Origin of the sequence: Sphaerimonospora cavernae (assembly GCF_042435035.1) — a bacterium.
Lineage (GTDB): Bacteria > Actinomycetota > Actinomycetes > Streptosporangiales > Streptosporangiaceae > Sphaerimonospora > Sphaerimonospora cavernae.
Genome location: NZ_JBHMQT010000018.1, coordinates 90951 through 106159, shown reverse-complemented (window position 1 = coordinate 106159; position 15209 = coordinate 90951). Strand labels below are relative to the sequence as shown.

Genomic DNA, 15209 nt, shown 5'->3' with positions numbered 1-15209 from the left:
CGCGTCAACTGCCCGGGGTCACCTGCCCGGTTCGGGGTCGCGTGGCAGGCCGAGCATGCGCTCGCCGATGATGTTGAGCTGCACCTCGGTCGTGCCACCGTAGATCGTCATGGCACGGGTGGCCAGGACGGCACGGTTCCAGTAGCCGGCGTCGCCGAGCTTCCAGTCCGCCGCGGTGACCGCCGCCGCGCCGAGCAGGCTCACCGCCGTCTCGGACACGTGCTGAGCGTGCGAGGTGGACAGCAGCTTGCGCACCGACGCGTCGGCGCCCGGCTCGGACCCGGCGAGTTGGCGCAGCGTCACCCGGAGCGACAGCGCGTTGATCGAGTGTCCCTCGCAGACGACGCGCGCGACCTCCTGCCGCTCGGCCTGGGTCAGTTCCCGGCCGAGCCTGCCCGCGAGGGCCAGCAGGTCGGGCACCGAGGAGCCGGTGCCCCCCGAGCCCGACGACAGCGACACCCGCTCGTTGGACAGCGTGTTGCGCGCGACTCGCCAGCCCTCGTTCACCTCGCCGACGACCAGTTCGTCGGGCACGAACACGTCGTCGAGGAAGACCTCGTTGAACAGGTTCTCCCCGGTCATCTCGATGAGCGGACGCACGGTTACGCCCGGTGCCTTCATGTCGACGAGGAAATAGGTGATGCCGTCATGCTTGGGCTTGGCCGGGTCGCTGCGGGCGATGCAGATCGCCCATTCGGCGACGTGCGCCAGCGAAGTCCAGATCTTCTGGCCGTTGAGCTTCCAGCCGCCCTCGACCTTCTCGGCCTTCATCTGCAGCGAGGCGAGATCGGACCCGGCACCCGGCTCGGAGAAGAGCTGGCACCAGATCATCTCGCCGCTGAGCGTGGGCGGCAGGAAGCGCTCCTGTTGCTCCGGCGTGCCGTACGAGACGAGGGACGGCACCACCCACGCACCGATGACCATCTGCGGCGGCTTGATCTTGGCGGCCCTGACTTCCTGGTGGATCAGCACCTGCTCCAGCGGGCTCGCGTCGCGACCCCACGGCGGGGGCAGGTGCGGCATGACGAATCCGGCCTTCGCCAGCGCCCGCTTCTGCTCCGCGGCTTCCAGCACGGCGATCTCGGCGAGTTCGGCGCGGATCGCGGCCCGCATCGGCTCGGCGTCCTCGGGTAGTTCGATCTCCATCTCGCGGCTGACGCCGTTCAGCGCCGGCGCGGCGACCCTGTCCGCCCACTCGGCCGACGGACCGAGCAGCGCCCGGATCGTGAGCGCACGCCGGTAGTACAGGTGCGCGTCGTGCTCGTACGTGTAACCGATGCCACCGAACGTCTGGATCGCGTCCTTCGCGCACTGCACGGCGGCGTCCGGCGCCATCACCCCGGCGATCGCGGCGGCGTAGGCCCGTTCGTCGCCGGTCGCCCTGGCGGCGTCCCAGACCGTGGCCCGGGCCTGCTCCAGCGCGACGAGCATCCGTGACAGTTTGTGCTTGATGCCCTGGAACTGCCCGATGGGACGGCCGAACTGCACGCGGACCTTGGCGTAGTCGGCGGCCGCCGCCACGCACCACGCCGCGACGCCGGCCGCGTCGGCCCCCAGGATGATCGCCGCGAGGTTCCCGACCTCGGTTTCGGTCAGGCCGTCGAGCACGCGTTCCGCCGGTACGGCCACCGCCGCCACCTCGATCCTGGCCACGCCCCGAGTCAGGTCGAGCGGCTTGACCGGCGTGATCGCGGCATGGGCGGCGTCGACGGCCACCCACTCCTGTCCGCGGTCCGTCGACACCGGCAGGACCAGCACGTCGGCGAGGGCGCCGCCGAGAACGGGCTCGGCTACGCCGCTGATCGTCAGCACACCTCCCTCGCGGACGCCCGAGATCGAGCCGGTCAGCGCGAGAGCGCCGGTCAGCGTGCCGTCGGCCAGCCCCGGCAGCAGCTCCGCCTGTGCCTTGCCGTTCGAGGCGAAGATCGCCGCGCTCGCGAGCACAGTGGGGACGTACGACCCCGGCGCGACGCGTTCGGCCAGCGCCTCGACCACGACAGCGGTCTCCAGCAGGCCATATCCCGAGCCGCCGTGCTCCTCGGGGACGTGCAGGCCGAGCAGGCCCTGGTCGGCGAGCCCCCTCCAGTAAGCGGGTCGCGTCCCGGCGTCGGAGTCTGTGTCGGAGTCCGAGCCGGAGTCTGTCCGGGAGGCCGTCGACCCGGCGACGACGCTCCTCACCACATCCATGGGGATGTTGCGCTCAGCCCACCCGCTCACCGACGCGCGGAGCGCCGCGTGCTCCTCGCTCAGCCCGATCGCCATGTGTCCTCCGCTCCAGAAGCCTAGTAGAACCATATTCTAGAGCGATGTTCGTTGGCTAGATCGGATTAGATCTGACCAAAGCAGGCCTACCACCCTTATCGTCGTCGCCTTCCCGGCTCGGATTCATGACAGACGTCCGGCTTCGGAATCGGGACCGCCAAACGCTCGCGGACACTCCGGTAGCCTCCGCCGTTTTGGGTAGACAACCCGCTATGGAGCTCTCACGGAAGGTCACCCGAACGGCGGCGGCACTGGCACTGGCCACGCTCACCGCATGCGGGGGCGGCGGCGTGGCGACCGGCGGTCCGGCGGCACAGCAGCCCGCGCCGGCGGCGACGGCTCCCCCCGCCTCGACCCCCGAGCCGACGAATCCGTCGAATCCGACGGCCCTGGAGTCGGTCTACGAGAGCGTGATCAAGAAAGTGCTCCCGTCGACCGTCCAGATCACCACGGGCCGGTCCCTGGGCTCCGGGATCATATATGACACTCAGGGTCATATCGTGACGAATGCCCACGTGGTGGGAGATTCACAGGAGTTCGACGTCACGCTCGCGACCGGTGGCAAGCCCCGGAAGGCGAAGCTCGTCAACACCTTCCCCGCCGGGGACCTGGCGGTGATAAAGGTCGACGACACCCGGGGCCTGACCCCGGCGTCCTTCGGCCGGTCGGCCGACCTCCGCGTCGGGCAGATCGTGCTCGCGATGGGCAACCCGCTCGGCTTCTCCGGCAGCGTCACGCAGGGCATCGTGTCGGCACTGGGCCGTACCGTCTCAGGTGAGAGCCACGAGGGCAGGCCCGGAGCGACCATCTCCAACGCCGTCCAGACCTCTGCCCCGATCAACCCGGGCAACAGTGGCGGAGCCCTCGTCGACCTGTCCGGAAGGGTCATCGGCATCCCGACGCTCGCGGCCGTCGACCCCCAACTCGGCGCGGCGCCGGGCATCGGCTTCGCCATTCCCAGCGACACGGCCACCGACGTGGCCAACCAGATCATCAAGAACGGCCGGGTCGTCAACAGCCACCGTGCGGCGCTGGGAGTCCGTGTGGGCACGGCGGTCGACGCCCAGGGCAACCCCATCGGCGTCGTCGTCGGCTCGGTTACCCCGGGCAGCGGCGCCGAGAAGGCGGGCATCGTGCCCGGCGACGTGATCCGGAGCATCAACGACAAGCCGACTGCGACGGCCAACGCGCTGTCCCAGCTGCTGGCCTCGTTGAAGCCGGGCGACAAGGTGACGGTCAAGCTGCTCCACCCCGACGGCGGCACCGCCACAGCCGACGTCATCCTCGGCGAGCTGCCCACCGCCCAGTAGCCGCCTCCATCTCAGGTGATCCCACTGATTCCGTGCAAGGTGCACCGATCTTGACAAGTTGATGTGAGATAACCGGATTTCGACTGGTGGGTGGTCGGGGCCGCTTGCTACGGTCACGGCGTGATCTCCCCCGAACTCACGCGGTTCATCGCCGGACTGCCGAAGGCCGAGTTGCACATCCACCACGTCGGCGCCGCGTCGCCCCGGATCGTCGCCGAGCTCGCGGCCCGCCACGAGGGGACGACATCCGTGCCGGCTGACCCCGCCCTGCTGGGGTCGTTTTACGACTTCCGGGACTTCGACCACTTCATAGCGGTCTACCAGGCCGTCATGGACCTGATCAGGAAGCCTGACGACCTGTGGTCGCTGATCCACGGTGTCGGCCGTGACATGGCCGAGCAGCGGATCCGGTACGCCGAGCTGACCGTCACACCCCAGCCCCACCTCGCCAGGGGCTTCGCCCCCGAGGAGTTCTGCGAGATCATCGAAGACGCCCGGAGGCGGGTCGAGGCCGACTTCGGCACCGTGCTGCGCTGGTGCTTCGACATTCCGAGCCCCGCCGCCGCCGACCAGACCCTGGCGGTGGCGCTCGACCAGCGTCCCGAGGGGCTGGTGAGCTTCGGGCTGGGCGGCCCCGAGGCCGGGGTGCCCCGCAGCCGGTTCGCCCCGCATTTCGCCGCCGCCCGTGCCGCCGGGCTGCACTCGGTTCCGCATGCCGGGGAGGTCACGGACGCCCGGATGGTCTGGGAGGCCGTACGGGATCTCGGCGCCGAGCGGATCGCCCACGGCATCCGAAGCGTTGAGGACCCCACCCTGCTCGAATACCTGGCCGCCAATGAGATCACGCTCGAGGTTTGCCCCACGTCCAATATCAGCACCGGGGCGGTCCCGAGCCTGGCCGATCACCCACTGCCCGAACTGGTCAAGGCCGGGGTGCCCGTCACGATCAACACGGACGATCCGCCGATGTTCGGGACCACGCTCAACCAGGAGTACGCGGTAGCCACCGAACTGCTCTCCCTCGACGCCGACGGCGTCGCGGACCTGGCGCGGTCGGCTGTCCGCGCATCCTTCCTCAGCCCAGAGGGAAAGCTGTCTCTCCTCGCCGAAATCGACGCCTACGCCGCTGAACAAACCCCAGCCCTACCAACCAGCGGCCCGTTACGGCACACTCGTGGCAAAGTTGGAGCATGAGGAGTTCTAAGCCTGATCGTTCCGACCAAATCCCCCAGCGTGAACGGCGGCGAGTCATCTCCAGATCCGAGTTCGCCGCCGGCTCCCGTGGCTTGCCGCTCCTGGATGACCGGGGCTACCGCGCCGACATGGACCTCTACGTCAACGATGACCTTTATGATCCCTACGGCCGTGTCCTGAGCCGCCCCACATGCGGCAAGTCTCGGCCTGCCTGCTTCTCACCCTGATTGAGGCGTTCGCCCAGGCTCTGGCGTCGGACGGCCATCAGAACTCATCGGCGCCGGTCACCTGGGCGATGGGAAAGATGTGCCGGGATGCGGCGCAGATGGTCTCCAGGGCGTGGATCGGAACGTCCTCGATCGAACGACTGATCCGTAGGATCTCCACGACCCATTCGCCGTCTTCGAGTTCCAGGGTGTCGGGCTCCGACCCGACGGGCGGCCGGGCGATCAGTCGCTCTTCCGCCCACCCGAAGCGGTGGCCCAGCGCCTCGATGCCCGCCTGCAGGCTCGGCTTGACGAAGTCCGGCTCGGCCAGCGGTGTGCCGCCGAACAGGTCGAGCCGCAGGTAGCTCGTGGCGATCCGCACTGGAACGTCGTTCGCGAGGAGCAACTTACGCCGTGCCAGGACGTCCGTACCGGGCTCGATCCGCAGCGCCTCCGCGACGTACGGCCCGGCGGGTTCCGGGCCCACGTGCAGCATCCGCCGGTCGGCGCGGACGCCCTGCCGCTCGGCCTCGGTCATGAACAACGACGCCGATCCCCGCACGGCCGGCTCGGTCGGCAGCGCCCGCCGTACGATCACGCGCCTGTCCGGTTCCGCCGCCCGAGCCGGCCCCTCTCCGAAGTTCACCACCCGCCGACTCTAGCCATGATCAGGGACGACTCGGCCACTCCAGCTCACTCGGGGTCGTGATTTGACATCAAGTCCACTTCATGTAGTCGACTCTATTCGAACCTCGCTCGATGAAGATGAGAAGGAGTCGACACGTGATCACGGTGGATATGTGGGCGGATGTGCGTTGCCCGTGGTGCTGGGTCGGCCTGCGACGCCTGCGCAGGGCCATCGCACATGTCGGGCAGGACGTACGGGTGCGTCACCGCAGTTTTCACCCAATGAGCCGAGTGGAGAGCGGCCACGGACGCGGAGAGACGAACAGAACGGCCCGGTGACCGCCCCCGATCGGGAACCACAGGAGAATCGTCTGTGGACTGCCCGTACCTGGCCGTTCATCGTGGCCATCTTGGCGTTGGAGACGTTCATCGCGTTCGAAGCCTTCGCGGTCACCACCGTGCTGCCGGTAACGATGTCGAGTTTGAACGGACCGGAGTGGTACTCCCTGTCCTATGCGGCCACGATCACGACGGCACTCGTCGGCATGATCGTGGGCGGCAACTGGACCGACCGAAGCGGGACCCGCGTTCCACTCGTATTCGGCGGGACGCTCTTCGTGCTCGGGATCGCACTGTGCGCGCTGGCGCCGAACGCCGCCGTCTTCATCCTGGGGCGATTGCTCCAGGGCGTGGGCGGCGGAATCGACGCCGTGGTGCTCTACGTGCTCATCGCGCAGCGCATCCCAGCCGGGCCGCGCGCCAAGATGTTCGGACTGCTCACCGCCGCTTGGCTCCTGCCATCCATGATCGGCCCAGTGCTGGCGGGTTTGCTCACCGAACTCGTCAGTTGGCGAACGGTGTTCGGCTTCATCCTGGCCGGCGCTGCCGTCTCCCTGGTCGGGTTGCTGACCGTCACTCGCGGCTTCACGTCCCGATCGCAGAGCACCCCGAGTGCACCCGCGCTGTTCGGCCGGCAGGGTGTCATCGCGCTGGTCGCCGCGGGGCTCCTCCTCATCCTGCACCTCAGCGGACAACTTCCGCTCCAGCAGTCCATGATCGCTATATCGCTCGCTCTCGTGGGACTCGCCCTGACGGCCGGCAGGCTCCTGCCTCCCGGAACCCTGCGGCTGCGCGGCGTGGCTCAACGCCTTGTCGCGCTCCGAGCCGCCCTTGGCGCGACGGTCACGGCAACCGACGTCTACCTGACCCTCTACCTCCAATCCGAGCGCGGCTTCCCACCCACGACAGCAGGAGTCGTCATCGCGATCGGAGCAGCCGGTTGGGCGGGCGGCGCATGGCTACAGGGCCGGTTCAGCGACGCGCTCGACAGTCACCGTCGACTCATCACGACCGCCGCGCTGTTGGTGGCGTCCGGTCCAGCCTGCGTCGCGCTCTACATCCTGGACGTGACACCACTCTGGCTCGTCGTCGCGGCCTGCGTCACCATGGGTCTCGGGATGGGCATCGCCTATCCGAGAATCGCCACCGCGACACTGGCCATCGTGGACGAGAGCGAGCACGGCAAATACAGTTCCGCACTACAGGCAGGCGAGAGCATGTCCATCGCCGCGCTGCTGGCCGTCTCCGCGGCGCTGCTCACGGCCGTCTCGGGCGTTGGTGGCTTCACGTTGGTCTACGTGCTTCTGGTCGCCGGATCGGCGCTCGCGATCCTCATCGCATCGGCTCAGCGCCGCGATCAGTCGGAGTGGGGCAGGCGCCGCGACTGGGCAAAGGCTGGTGGGAGGGGCACCAGCCCCCTGTGACGGCCTCCAGTTCGGCAGGCGACCCAGGTCGAACCTGTCAAATCGCCAGGACATCCCGGCTGTTTGACAGCGGACGCGTGGGCAGACGAAAAAGCCCCCGCCCGGATGGGGCGGGGGCTTGCGACGTGGAGGTGGCGGGAATCGAACCCGCGTCCTTCAACACCAAGACAGGGCTTCTCCGGGTGCAGCCTGTTGCGATTTTCTCGGCCCCGGTGATCTCACAGGCGAGTCGCCGACGGGCCCAGTCACTGTTTGGTTTCCCGAACGACCCCGTGACCGGGTCGAGCGGTTGAGCCTCCTAGCGATGTCAGATCCGGGCCGGAGGCGGTCCCGGGCTGACAGAGGTCACTCGCTGGTTAGGCAGCGAGAGCCAGGGAACCCTGGCTAGCCTCAGTGCGCGTGTTATTGGCACTTATTTTTTCGCGGTCACAGTGTTAACGGGGTTATGTCCGCAGTCCCCGACCCGCTTCCCCTGACTTGCAATGCCGAAGTCGAAACCGGTCACCCCCTGGAAAGGGCAACTGTGAAAATCGTCGCCTCTTGAGTTGTCAAACCCGTCTCCCCGGCGGCCGATCCCTTGATGGGCCGGTCACCTGCCGGATCCGGGCGTCTTCAGTCTAGCTATGACAACGCCCCGGGCGCGAGCCGGATTCCCGCCCGGAGAGGTCAAATGTCCACCGCATGACGAAGCCCCCGGAACGTGGCGTGACGCACACGTCCCGGGGGCCGACCGGCAGGGTCGAGCCGGTCCGGACGGCAGGGCTCCCCCCGAGATGGAGCCCTGGTCTCATCACGGCGACTGAGCCCGCAACCCCCCAAGCGGTGCCCAGTCACCTAGAAAGACGCCGAGGAGGCCCCCGATGGTTGCTCGCCGGCCGAGAATTTTTCAGCGGTCGTCCGGCAGGCCCCTGAAGAACGCCCCGGCGATCGCGGAAGCCGCTGCGGCGTCGGCGTTCTCGGCGAGTACGGCCACCGCCACGTCGCCCTGCCAGCCCACGAACCATGACAGGTTCACCCGCTGCTTCTTCTCCACCTGGGTGGTCTGGGCGGCCACGCCGTAAACGTCGCCGCCGGGGGCGTCGGCCGCACGGGCCGCGCCGGAGGCGACCCCGGCGCGCATGAGCGCGCGCAGCTTGACGATGGTGGTGGCGTCGAGCGGGATGGGCTGCGGCCGGCCCTGCTGCGGGCTGTCGGGCAGTGCCCCGGACGAGGGGCGAGGGGCCGCGTCCGGCGAGACGGGCGAGGCGGGCGAGGTGACGAGCACCGGCGGCCGCCACGTCCCGGAGTCGACCGCCGCGGCCACGAGGGCCATCGTCAGCGGGCTCACCTGCGCGGTCTGCCCGGTGATGACCCTGGCGACGGCGGCGTCGCTGTTCGCGTTCGGGACCGACCCGCTGAACGTCCTGAGCGGCAGCCCCCAGTCCCCGCCGATCCCGAAGTTGGACGCGGTGGCGCTCAACGAGCGCCCGTCGATCCGCCGGGCGAGGGAGGCGAGGGCCGTCACACAGCCGTCGGCGAAGTCCGTACGGAACGTCGGCGAGACGAGCCCGATGATCCCCGGCTGCAGGAACCGTGCGCCGCCCACCGTGCGGTCGGCGCTGCACGGCACCCGCTGCATGGGATCGAGGCCTCCCTTGAGCAGGCCGGCCGCCGCGATGATCGAAAAAGTCGTACCGGCCGGATACTTGCCGGCCAGGGCGTCCTTCTCCTGGTGGAGACCGTTCGTGGACACCGCGAGGATCTCACCGGTGGAGCCCTTGACGGCCACGAGCGCCGACGAGCGTGCGGCGGCCACCGCGGCGTCGCCCGCGCTCTGGGCGGCGCTGTCGATGGTCGTCTGGACCGGCATGGCCTTGCGTACCGGCCGCCATGCCTTGAGCTCCTTGACCTGCTTGCCCGTGCGGCTGTCGAGGATGACGACGCTGGTCTCGGTCGAGCCGGTCAGCTGATCCTGGTAGGCCCGCTGCAGGCCGTCGCGGCCGACCGAGTCGCCCGCCCGCTGCGGACCGCCGAGCTGCTGCTCGGCCTCGGGGGTGATCGCGCTGACCCGGCCGACGATCTGCACGGGCGACTTCGGCGCCACCGGCGGGTCGTCCGGGACGATGCTGATGCCGGTGATCGCCGTCAGCTTGTCCTTGATCTGCGCGAACTTGGTGCGTCCGAACGTCGCGAGCGGGACGAAGTCCTGCGGCGGCGACGAGAGGATCCGGCTGAGCAGGCGGTCCTGGGCGAATCCGGTGACCCGCGACAGCTCGTCGCACAGCCGATCGGGGTCCTTGATCTTCGCCGGGTAGACCCCGGCCACGTAGAGGATCGTCTGTTCCTGGAGCGGATTGCCGTTCCGGTCGAGAATCGGCTGACGGCCCTCAGGCCTGGTCGCCACGGCCAGGCGCTGCCCGTCGTGCAGGTCGGGATGGATCACGCTCGGTGACCATCGGACCTTCCACTGTCCGTCGACCATGTGCAGCGGCAGCGCGCCGTCGTACTCCCAGAGGGGGTTGTTCTCCCCCAGATCCACCTCGGCGTGGTAGTCGGCCCGCGCGGTGTCGCCGTCGCTGCTGATCCCCTTCACCAGGAAGCGGATCGACGCGGCGTCGAGTTGCAGCCGGGCGTTCTCCAGCGCCTTCCGCACGGTCGCCGGATCGCCGTCGGCACGCTTGGCGGCCTCGCCGTACTCCCCGGTCTCCCAGCCGACGAGGAAGTCCCGCACGGCCTCGTGCGGCGACGGTTCCTCGAAGCAGGCCGTCAGCAGGGGCATCGCCAGCCCCAGTGCCAGTGCGGCGCGTACGGCTCTCGCGCGGGCGGTGGTCGCGGACACGGGACGGGACACGGCCTAACGGCCTCCCCGGCGGCGGACCGCCTTGACCGCCGCCTTGGCCGTCGCGTTGGACATGGCCCGGGCCATCTCCCGGTTGGCCTGCTTCTCCAGCAGGGTCTGGCGCTTGTCGTAGTCCTTCTTGCCTCGCCCGACGCCGATCTCGATCTTGGCCCGGCCGTCCTTGAAGTACAGCGACAGCGGGATCAGGGTCAGGCCCCGCTCCCGCAGGGTCGCCTGCAGCTTGCCGATCTCCTTACGGTGCAGCAGCAGCTTACGTGTGCGCCGCGCCGCGTGGTTGGTCCAGGTGCCCTGGCTGTACTCGGGGATGTACACGTTGATCAACCAGGCCTCACCGCCCTCCATCGAGGCGTAGCCGTCGGTGAGGTTGGCCTTGCCCGCGCGCAGCGACTTGACCTCTGTGCCGGTCAGCACGAGACCGGCCTCATAGGTGTCCTCGATGAAGTAGTCGTGCCTGGCACGCTTGTTCTGGGCGATCAGCTTGCGCCCGGTCTCACGTGGCATACAGGGAGCCTACCGTCGGCGCGGCGAGCGAAGTCGCCGCGCGCGGTGGGGTGTCTGTCCGTACGGTGTCACACCCGGAGGTAGCGCCGCAGGGTGACGAAGGAGGCGAGGATACAGATCACCACGCCGACCACCATCGTGAACGTGATCACACCGGCGAGGGTGTCCCAGCCGAGTGGGACGGCCATGTACGCCTGGATCCCGTCGAAGATGAGGATCTTGGTGATGATCAGCAGGACGGCCGCGCACACGCCGCCGATCAGGCCGGCGATCACGCCCTCCATGACGAACGGGAGCTGGATGTAGAGGTTGGAGGCGCCGACCAGCCGCATGATGCCGGTCTCCCGGCGGCGGTTGTAGGCGGACAGCCGTACGGTGTTGGCGATGAGCAGGGTGGCCGCGATCACCATGATGATGGCCACGCCGAGCGCCATCCACTGCAGCTTCCCGAGGAAGCCGAACTGCGTGTCGAGGATCTCCCGCTGGTTGACGATGTTGGCGATCCCGGTCTGACCGGACAGGCTGTTCGCGACGGCCTGGGACTTGTCGGGGTCCTTGAGCTTGACCCGGAACGAGTCGGGCAGGTCGCCGGCCTGGATCACCGTCAGGAACACCTTGTTGTTCGGCTGCCGACGGAAGTTCTCGTACGCCGCCTTCTGGTCCTCGTACTCGACCTTGGACACCTCCGGCAGGCCCTCGATCGTCTGCTGCAACTGCGTCTTCTGCGCCGTGGTCAGCGGGGGTTTGCCCTTGCACGACTCGAAGGCGCTGTCCTTCTGGCAGAGGAAGACCGACAGCTCGACCTTGTCGGTCCAGTAGTTGGTCATCGACGAGACCTGGGAGTTGATCATCAGCCCGATGCCGAGCAGCGCCATGCCGACGGCAACGGTCACGACGACCGCGATGGTCATCGTGAGGTTGCGGCGAAGGCCGATCCAGACCTCGGAGAAGATGAAGTTGGCCCGCATGGTCCCAGTTACTCCTAATAAGCCTGGCCGTACACGCCGCGTGACTGGTCGCGAACGATCTTGCCGTCCTCCAGCTCCACCACGCGCTTGCGCATGGAGTCGACGATGGCGGCGTCGTGCGTCGCCATGAGCACGGTGGTGCCGGTCCTGTTGATGCGGTCGAGCACCTTCATGATGCCGATGCTGGTCGCGGGGTCGATGTTTCCGGTGGGCTCGTCGGCCAGGAGGATCATCGGCCGGTTGACGAAGGCGCGGGCCATCGCGACCCGCTGCTGCTCGCCGCCGGACAGCTCCTCCGGCATGCGGTGGGCCTTGCCCTCAAGACCCACCAACTCGATCACCTCGGGCACCACCTTGCGGATGAACCGGCGCGGCTTTCCGATGACCTCCAGCGCGAACGCCACGTTCTCGTAGACGTTCTTCTTCGGCAGCAGCCGGAAGTCCTGGAAGACGCAGCCGATACGGCGCCGCAAATGGGGCACCTTGAAGTTGGACAACCGCGCGAGGTCCTTGCCGGCCACGTGGATCGTGCCGGAGTTGGGCCGCTCCTCCTTCAGGACAAGCCGGAGGAAGGTGGACTTCCCCGACCCTGAGGGGCCGACCAGGAACACGAACTCACCCTTGTCGACGTCCACGCTCACGTGGTCGAGGGCGGGCCGGTTTTGGTTCGCGTAGACCTTGGTGACATTATCGAAATGGATCACGAGCGCATCACGGCAAGCCAGTCTAGGGGGTGGGACATCCAGTTCCCGGGTCGCCGGTCACTTTAACGATGATCGACGTTCGGGTTGGCCAGAGGCCAGTCTAGGGGTAACACTGGCATGGAACGTCCGTAACGGAAACAAAACAAATAGGCCTTGGGTAGTGGGGCGGTAAAACTGCTATGAGCTGCGAACACCTGATCTGCGCGGCGTGCGCCGGCCCCGTGGTGGAGGGCCGTTGCCCCGTGTGCCGGGAGGGCCGCGCCAAAGTCCACCATCACGGTTTGGGAAATCTCTCGCCGATCATCATCACGCTGCTGGTGCTGCTGGCGATGGCTCTGCTGGCGTTCAAGCACGTCGGCGGATACTAGGTCACCGATCACGCCGGCGCCGTGACCGACGCCGGCGCGGGGACCGGCCGGGCGGGGCCGCCTAATGGGCGCCGCCGGTCTCCTGACGGCGCATCCAGCGGATCTCGCCCTCGATGAACTCGTCGAGGTCGCCGTCGAGCACCGCGCTCGGGTTGCCCGCCTCGACGGCCGTGCGCAGGTCCTTGACGATCTGGTACGGGTGCAGGACATAGTTGCGGATCTGCGTGCCCCAGGAGGTCGTGGACTCGCCGCGCAGCTCGTTCATCGCGGCGGCCTCCTCCTGGCGCTTGCGCTCCAGCAGCTTGGCCTGGAGCACCGCCATCGCGGTCGCCCGGTTCTGGAGCTGGGAGCGCTCGTTCTGGCAGGAGACCACGATGCCGGTCGGGATGTGCGTGATCCGTACGGCCGAGTCCGTGGTGTTCACGCCCTGGCCGCCCGGTCCCGACGACCGGTAGACGTCGACGCGCAGCTCGTCCTCGTTGATGTCGATGTGGTCGGTCTGCTCGACGACCGGCACCACGTCCACGCCCGCGAACGACGTCTGGCGGCGGCCCTGGTTGTCGAAGGGGCTGATCCGAACCAGTCGGTGCGTGCCGTGCTCGCCCCTCAGCGTGCCGTACGCGTAGGGGGCCTTCACCGTGAAGGTGGCGGATTTGATGCCCGCCTCCTCCGCGTAGGACGTCTCATAGACCTCGGTGGAATAGCCCTTGCGCTCCGCCCACCGCAGGTACATCCGGAGCAGCATCTGCGCCCAGTCCGCGGCGTCGACCCCGCCGGCCTGCGAGTTGATGGTGATCAGCGCCTCACGGGAGTCGTACTCCCCGGAGAGCAGCGTGCGCACCTCCAGCGCCCCGATGTCGGACCTGAGCGAGGTCAGCTCCCGGCCCGCCTCGGCCAGCGCGTCCTCGTCGCCCTCCTCGGCGGCCAGCTCGAACAGGACCGGCAGGTCCTCCAGGCGGCCGGCCAGATCCGACACCCGGTTGACCTCGCCCTGCAGGTGCGACAGCCTGCTTGTGACGCGCTGGGCCTGCTCGGGGTCGTTCCACAGGTCGGGCGCGGCAGCCTGCTCCTCCAACTCAGCGACCTGCTTGCGCATCGCGTCGATGTCAAGCACGTCCTGAATGCCCTTCAGCGTGCCGGTAAGCTCGTTGATCTCTTCGGCTGGATCGATGACTGCCACGTTTGTAAAGGGTACGCGAACGGCGGACCCTCTCGGGTCCCGCGCCCGGTCCCATGGCGGGAACACGGCATGATTTGTCGCCGAGCCATAGCATGTGGAGCGGATATGGGGGGTGGCGTGAACGGGGTCGTTCGGAACGCGCTCACCCATGCCGTCGCCCGCGTCGCGGTGCCGGCTCTCGCGCTCACTCTCCTCGGCGTGGCGGGCTGCTCCGGCGCCGGGCCCGTGGAGCCGGCGGCATCGGCCACCCAGGCGGCCGCCGCCTCCAGCGTCCCGGCGACGCCCGGCACCTCCCCCAGCCCCCAGCCCCAGGGAACACGGCCACAGGGAACCCAGCCGGAGAGCACCCAGCCGCCCGTCGTGACACTGGACGAGGCGCGCGAGACGCTCGACACGTTCCTGGCGACCGACGAGGTCGTGCGGGCGGCCCAGGCCGACCGTTGGACGCTCGTCCTGACCCGGGACGGCCGACGCCCGATCACCGTCGCCCAGCTCCACACCCGCTCCGCCAAGGGATCCCGTACCGGCGAGGCGGCTCCGTACACCTGGAGCCACCGTGAGGTGTTCGTGCCGCGGCAGCGGCCGGGGAGCTCGCCCCAGTGGTTCGCCGCGACGGCCGAGCGCCGGAACGCCTCCGGGCAGTCCCGTACGGTCATGCTGACCTTCGCCCGGGCGGGCGCGGGCTCGCCCTGGCAGAACAGCTCCGAGTCCCTGCTCTACAAAGGCGAGGAGCCACCGGATGTGGCCGTCGACGAGGACGGCTATGCGGCGGCCCTGGACCCGCGCGACCAGAGCGTGGCGGTCAGCCCGAACCTGCTGGGACCCCTGCACGCGACCGTCGCGGAGGAGGGGACCAAGGGCTTCGCCTCCGCGTTGATCGCCCCGGGCCCGCACACGACGGGTTTCTCCGCCGACATCGAGGCCACCAGGAAGGAGGCCCAGGGCCGCGACTGCATGAGCTACAACTCGATCTTCGCCGTGGGGGCGAATTACCCGATCTACGCCATCCGGACCGCGGACGGCGGCGCGCTCGTCTTCTACACCCTGGTCCGCACCTCCACCTGGTCGACCGATCCCGGGCTCAAGTGCGGCAAGGGCCGGCCGGTGGCGATCCCCCGGGACGCCCGGTGGTTGCTGACCGCCAAGGACGTACAGATCTCCACCAAGCGCCACATCCAGGAGACCCAGCAGTACGTGACGGCCGTGCCGCCCAAGACCTCGACCGCGCCCGTGCACGTCATCGGCTACGAGGGCGCGGTCACCGAGGCCTCCAACAACTGAAGGCGA

General features: G+C 68.6%; 13 protein-coding genes and 1 other RNA gene. 6 read left to right on the top strand and 8 right to left on the bottom strand.

Annotated elements, in window-relative coordinates; genetic code table 11:
• Window positions 1-18: 18 nt before the first annotated feature.
• Complete coding sequence (locus ACFHYQ_RS11020; protein ID WP_394301015.1) at window positions 19-2262, bottom strand: acyl-CoA dehydrogenase family protein; 2244 nt, start codon at window positions 2260-2262, stop codon at window positions 19-21.
• Between the two features lie 212 nt (window positions 2263-2474).
• On the opposite strand from ACFHYQ_RS11020, the gene ACFHYQ_RS11015 reads away from it, so the two are divergent.
• Both ACFHYQ_RS11015 and ACFHYQ_RS11010 read left to right on the top strand, forming a co-directional pair.
• Window positions 2475-3572, top strand: a complete 1098-nt coding sequence (locus ACFHYQ_RS11015) for a S1C family serine protease (RefSeq protein ID WP_394301014.1) — start codon at window positions 2475-2477, stop codon at window positions 3570-3572.
• Between the two features lie 120 nt (window positions 3573-3692).
• On the top strand, window positions 3693-4766 hold the full coding sequence (locus tag ACFHYQ_RS11010) for an adenosine deaminase (protein ID WP_394301013.1): 1074 nt from the start codon (window positions 3693-3695) through the stop codon (window positions 4764-4766).
• A gap of 264 nt (window positions 4767-5030) precedes the next feature.
• Here ACFHYQ_RS11010 and ACFHYQ_RS11005 read toward each other — a convergent pair whose 3' ends face one another.
• Complete coding sequence (locus ACFHYQ_RS11005; protein WP_394301012.1) at window positions 5031-5621, bottom strand: UTRA domain-containing protein; 591 nt, start codon at window positions 5619-5621, stop codon at window positions 5031-5033.
• A gap of 110 nt (window positions 5622-5731) precedes the next feature.
• Here ACFHYQ_RS11005 and ACFHYQ_RS11000 point away from each other — a divergent pair, with 110 nt between their 5' ends.
• Both ACFHYQ_RS11000 and ACFHYQ_RS10995 read left to right on the top strand, forming a co-directional pair.
• Window positions 5732-5938, top strand: a complete 207-nt coding sequence (locus ACFHYQ_RS11000; protein WP_394301011.1) for a DsbA family oxidoreductase — start codon at window positions 5732-5734, stop codon at window positions 5936-5938.
• The gene (locus ACFHYQ_RS10995) at window positions 5935-7362 is read left to right on the top strand and encodes an MFS transporter (RefSeq protein ID WP_394301010.1); all 1428 of its coding nucleotides are present in this window, start codon (window positions 5935-5937) and stop codon (window positions 7360-7362) included. The genes ACFHYQ_RS11000 and ACFHYQ_RS10995 overlap by 4 nt, the downstream gene beginning before the upstream one ends.
• A gap of 123 nt (window positions 7363-7485) precedes the next feature.
• On the opposite strand, the gene ssrA is transcribed toward ACFHYQ_RS10995, so the two are convergent.
• The 5 genes from ssrA to ftsE all read right to left on the bottom strand — a co-directional run bounded on the left by ssrA (window position 7486) and on the right by ftsE (window position 12374).
• Window positions 7486-7871: a transfer-messenger RNA gene (gene ssrA / locus ACFHYQ_RS10990) on the bottom strand.
• Window positions 7872-8248: 377 nt separating this feature from the next.
• Complete coding sequence (locus tag ACFHYQ_RS10985; protein ID WP_394301009.1) at window positions 8249-10192, bottom strand: penicillin-binding transpeptidase domain-containing protein; 1944 nt, start codon at window positions 10190-10192, stop codon at window positions 8249-8251.
• A 3-nt stretch (window positions 10193-10195) separates the two neighbouring features.
• On the bottom strand, window positions 10196-10702 hold the full coding sequence (gene smpB / locus ACFHYQ_RS10980) for an SsrA-binding protein SmpB (RefSeq protein ID WP_394301008.1): 507 nt from the start codon (window positions 10700-10702) through the stop codon (window positions 10196-10198).
• 68 nt (window positions 10703-10770) lie between these two features.
• A complete protein-coding gene (gene ftsX, locus ACFHYQ_RS10975; protein WP_394301007.1) occupies window positions 10771-11670 on the bottom strand; it encodes a permease-like cell division protein FtsX in 900 nt (299 codons plus the stop codon).
• A gap of 14 nt (window positions 11671-11684) precedes the next feature.
• Window positions 11685-12374 (bottom strand): cell division ATP-binding protein FtsE, encoded by a 690-nt coding sequence (gene ftsE, locus ACFHYQ_RS10970; RefSeq protein WP_394301006.1) that lies wholly within the window; start codon window positions 12372-12374, stop codon window positions 11685-11687.
• Between the two features lie 179 nt (window positions 12375-12553).
• Here ftsE and ACFHYQ_RS10965 point away from each other — a divergent pair, with 179 nt between their 5' ends.
• On the top strand, window positions 12554-12742 hold the full coding sequence (locus ACFHYQ_RS10965; RefSeq protein ID WP_204012207.1) for an RING finger protein: 189 nt from the start codon (window positions 12554-12556) through the stop codon (window positions 12740-12742).
• A gap of 61 nt (window positions 12743-12803) precedes the next feature.
• Here ACFHYQ_RS10965 and prfB read toward each other — a convergent pair whose 3' ends face one another.
• On the bottom strand, window positions 12804-13922 hold the full coding sequence (gene prfB / locus ACFHYQ_RS10960) for a peptide chain release factor 2 (protein ID WP_394301005.1): 1119 nt from the start codon (window positions 13920-13922) through the stop codon (window positions 12804-12806).
• A gap of 117 nt (window positions 13923-14039) precedes the next feature.
• On the opposite strand from prfB, the gene ACFHYQ_RS10955 reads away from it, so the two are divergent.
• Window positions 14040-15203: a DUF8094 domain-containing protein gene (locus tag ACFHYQ_RS10955; RefSeq protein WP_394301004.1), complete on the top strand. Its 1164-nt coding sequence runs from the start codon at window positions 14040-14042 to the stop codon at window positions 15201-15203.
• The last annotated feature ends 6 nt before the right edge of the window (window positions 15204-15209 follow it).